General features: G+C 58.8%; 5 protein-coding genes. 3 read left to right on the forward strand and 2 right to left on the reverse strand.

Annotated elements, in window-relative coordinates; genetic code table 11:
* The 3 genes from AUL35_RS21305 to AUL35_RS21315 all read left to right on the forward strand — a co-directional run.
* Nucleotides 1-476 (forward strand): hypothetical protein (locus AUL35_RS21305; protein WP_210168695.1); only part of this gene is annotated, 476 nt, incomplete at its 5' end.
* 54 nt (nt 477-530) lie between these two features.
* On the forward strand, nt 531-728 hold the full coding sequence (locus AUL35_RS21310; RefSeq protein WP_062018600.1) for a hypothetical protein: 198 nt from the start codon (nt 531-533) through the stop codon (nt 726-728).
* Nucleotides 725-1,084, forward strand: a complete 360-nt coding sequence (locus tag AUL35_RS21315) for a hypothetical protein (RefSeq protein WP_156418155.1) — start codon at nt 725-727, stop codon at nt 1,082-1,084. The genes AUL35_RS21310 and AUL35_RS21315 overlap by 4 nt, the downstream gene beginning before the upstream one ends.
* A 26-nt stretch (nt 1,085-1,110) precedes the next feature.
* Here AUL35_RS21315 and AUL35_RS22430 read toward each other — a convergent pair whose 3' ends face one another.
* Both AUL35_RS22430 and AUL35_RS21320 read right to left on the reverse strand, forming a co-directional pair.
* Nucleotides 1,111-1,398 (reverse strand): hypothetical protein, encoded by a 288-nt coding sequence (locus AUL35_RS22430; RefSeq protein WP_156418156.1) that lies wholly within the window; start codon nt 1,396-1,398, stop codon nt 1,111-1,113.
* 82 nt (nt 1,399-1,480) lie between these two features.
* Nucleotides 1,481-1,975 carry a DUF2243 domain-containing protein gene (locus tag AUL35_RS21320; protein ID WP_082666521.1) on the reverse strand — a complete coding sequence of 165 codons (495 nt, stop codon included), beginning with the start codon at nt 1,973-1,975 and terminating at the stop codon, nt 1,481-1,483.
* Nucleotides 1,976-1,981 lie beyond the last annotated feature (6 nt).

The following is a 1,981-nucleotide window of genomic DNA, read 5'->3' on the forward strand; positions in this document are numbered from 1 at the left end:
CCCTAGCCTACTCATTGGAAGGACTCCCCTCCCCGGCCTTGACCGACTTCTACCTCGTGCCTGGCATCGATCCCCCATATCGGGGACTCGCCAAGCTCGCCTTCACGATCTCCGTTGGTTGCGACAAGGAGACGAACCCGATCGCAGCGATCCGAGACAAAGCGAGGAAGGCTGCCTGGCCTAATCTGACATGGCAGCAGGCTGGCGAAGTCTACCATGCCTTCTGGAGCTACCATGCCCGTATCGACCGGTTCCGATGCACCAGCTCGTGGCGGGAGCTTCAGTTCGAGGAGTCCGAGATCGCCTTGAATGTCATCGGCCAGTTCGTGGACCTTGGACTGCCGATCATCCCGATCCATGACGGGTTCGTCGTCCAGAAGCGGTATGAGGGCGAACTTCGGTTGGCGATGGAGAAGGCTGTCGAGCACTTGAGTTGCCCGCCTAAGCCGGTGCTGAAGCTCTCTAAACCTGTATGATCGCCTTGCCGGCATGTCCGTGTATGGGCGCGTCGTATCGGGTAGGACGTCTCCATGCACATTCGTCCGGGAACGTGGATCGGAATTGTCGCCCTCGTGTGGGCCGGCGTCGGCTATGCTAGCGCTGAACCCTCGCTGGCGTTCGGTGCGCTGGCTTGGGGGTCAATCCTGTTCTTCCTTCACCGCATCGAGGTGAAGTTGAATCGGCTTCTTGACGATAGAGGCATCACCGTGCGGGACACCGACGATTGACCGAACGTCCTGCGACCAGTGATGAAAAAGCTCAGACGGCTCTTCGTGCCCAGTTGAAGACAATGCGTGAGGCAGGCGACGACGGGGACGAAGCCCTGAACTTCACGATCGCCCAAAACGTGCTGCGTGAAGAGTTGGGGGACTATGGTCCGGGCGTTCGTGGCTATGTCATGGACAACCGAACCCGCGACATCGTTCTGGTTCATGGTCGGCAGGACGCTGCCCATGCTGCTTTGAATTCGAGTACGATCATTCGGCAGAACCGATCGCTCATGCGAACGATGCGGGCGCTGATGGGCCTTCACATCGTCCTCATCGGGTTAGTCGCCTTTCTTGTGTATCGATTGCTGACATAGGCTAACGCCGTCAGCGGGCTTACGAACTAACGATCGAGTTGCCAGACCAGCGCAGAACGAGAGAAGCCCGCCAGTGCCCTCCCAAACACTGACGGGCTTCGTTGCCAGCGCAGCCCAAAGGCGCGGCTTGGCGCGAACAGCTTCGTAGCATCGGCCGATCGTGGTCCCAACAGCAGTGCATTGTTACCCCACCACATAACCAAGTCGGAACCACGCAAGGTTAATAAGGTTTGATGAGCGTCGCAGCTGTTCATCATCCCAGAAACAGATGCGGTTAGCTCGGCGACATCTTCCTCCCAGTCGTGCGGGCTCATTTAATAGCGCCCTGTCGGCCCTCCCCCGGCAGGGCGTTTTTTCGTATGGGAGCTACTACGGTTCGTCCGAACTGGAACCGGCTTAGTCCGTCACCCACTTCCCGGATCGATAGATTGCCCATCCCCCGATCAGCATCACGGCTCCCCAAATGAGGAAGCCAATGTCCCAATAGACCCATCCGTCCTGCGGCACCGTCTCGTTGACGTGGTGTAGGCCGAGGATCTGATGGTTGATTAGACCCTCAACGAGGTTGAAGAGGCCGAACCCCATCAGAAGGCTTCCCAGAAGCAACCGGCCGGACCACCAAAGGTGCCTGCGATGGGCCGCTCGCCACAAGATGATCAGTCCGGTCACCACGAAGACGTAGGTCACGGTGTGGAAGAGGCCGTCCAGCAGCGTGTTGAGCTTCAGGTTCTCGACCGTATCAGCGGGATACCCGGCACTCGTGGCGATGTGGTGCCATTGCAGGATCTGATGAAGCACGATCCCGTCGAAGAAGCCGCCCAAGCCTAGCCCGAAGAAGATACCGGCCGATAGGGGAAACGATCGTTCCGGAGACGGTTGATGGGACGTCATGTGTGC

It is taken from the genome of Aureimonas sp. AU4 (assembly GCF_001463765.1).
In the GTDB taxonomy this organism is placed as follows: Bacteria; Pseudomonadota; Alphaproteobacteria; order Rhizobiales; family Rhizobiaceae; genus Aureimonas.

Bases quoted from the DNA above. Each gene is read 5' to 3' on its own strand.
- AUL35_RS21310 (WP_062018600.1), top strand. From the start codon at position 531: ATGCACATTCGTCCGGGAACGTGGATCGGAATTGTCGCCCTCGTGTGG.
- AUL35_RS22430 (WP_156418156.1), bottom strand. From the start codon at position 1,398: ATGAGCCCGCACGACTGGGAGGAAGATGTCGCCGAGCTAACCGCATCT.
- AUL35_RS21320 (WP_082666521.1), bottom strand. From the start codon at position 1,975: ATGACGTCCCATCAACCGTCTCCGGAACGATCGTTTCCCCTATCGGCC.